Below are 1185 nucleotides of genomic sequence, written 5' to 3'. Positions count from 1 at the left end.
CTGCTATTGTTTGTACAGTACCCGTACCGTAAACCGACACAGGTGGATGAGGAGAGAATCCTAAGGCCGACGGGAGAAGCATTGTTAAGGAACTCGGCAAAATGACTCCGTAACTTCGGGAGAAGGAGTGCCAGTGAGAGCTGGCCGCAGAGAATAGGCCCAAGCAACTGTTTAGCAAAAACACAGGTCTATGCAAAACCGAAAGGTGAGGTATATGGGCTGACGCCTGCCCGGTGCTGGAAGGTTAAGGGGAGAGGTTAGCGCAAGCGAAGCTTTGAACTTAAGCCCCAGTAAACGGCGGCCGTAACTATAACGGTCCTAAGGTAGCGAAATTCCTTGTCGGGTAAGTTCCGACCCGCACGAAAGGCGTAATGATTTGGGCACTGTCTCGACAATGCACCCGGTGAAATTGAAGTACCAGTGAAGATGCTGGTTACCTGCGCCAGGACGGAAAGACCCCATGGAGCTTTACTCCAGCTTGATACTGGGATTCGGTATTGCATGTACAGGATAGGTGGGAGGCTAAGAAGTAAGGACGCCAGTCCTTATGGAGCCGCTGTTGGGATACCACCCTTGCGGTATTGGGTTTCTAACCAGCAGCCGTGACCCGGCTGGGGGACAATGTCAGGTGGGGAGTTTGACTGGGGCGGTCGCCTCCGAAAGGGTATCGGAGGCGCTCAAAGGTTCCCTCAGAATGGACGGAAACCATTCGAAGAGTGCAAAGGCAGAAGGGAGCTTGACTGCGACACCGACGGGTGGAGCAGGTACGAAAGTAGGACTTAGTGATCCGGTGGTATAAAGTGGGATTGCCATCGCTCAACGGATAAAAGCTACCCTGGGGATAACAGGCTTATCACTCCCAAGAGTTCACATCGACGGAGTGGTTTGGCACCTCGATGTCGGCTCATCGCATCCTGGGGCTGAAGTAGGTCCCAAGGGTTGGGCTGTTCGCCCATTAAAGCGGTACGCGAGCTGGGTTCAGAACGTCGTGAGACAGTTCGGTCCCTATCCGGCGTGGGCGTAGGATATTTGAGAGGAGCTGTCCTTAGTACGAGAGGACCGGGATGGACCGGCCGCTGGTGTACCTGTTGCATTACCAAGTGCATGGCAGGGTAGCCAAGCCGGGAAGGGATAAACGCTGAAGGCATCTAAGCGTGAAGCCCCCCTCAAGATGAGATATCCCAT

The 1185-nt window shown here is 54.2% G+C and carries 1 rRNA gene (only partly in view); it reads left to right on the top strand.

Annotated features, from left to right (window positions below):
• Positions 1-1185, top strand: a 23S ribosomal RNA gene (locus FGQ85_RS18000) (its annotated part extends 1598 nt beyond the left edge of the window); the annotation flags it as partial.

The sequence above is a fragment of the Pseudoflavonifractor sp. BSD2780061688st1 E11 genome (assembly GCF_005844125.1).
GTDB classification, from domain to species: Bacteria; Bacillota; Clostridia; order Lachnospirales; family Lachnospiraceae; genus Sellimonas; species Sellimonas catena.
This window is presented reverse-complemented; position numbering and strand designations above follow the sequence as displayed.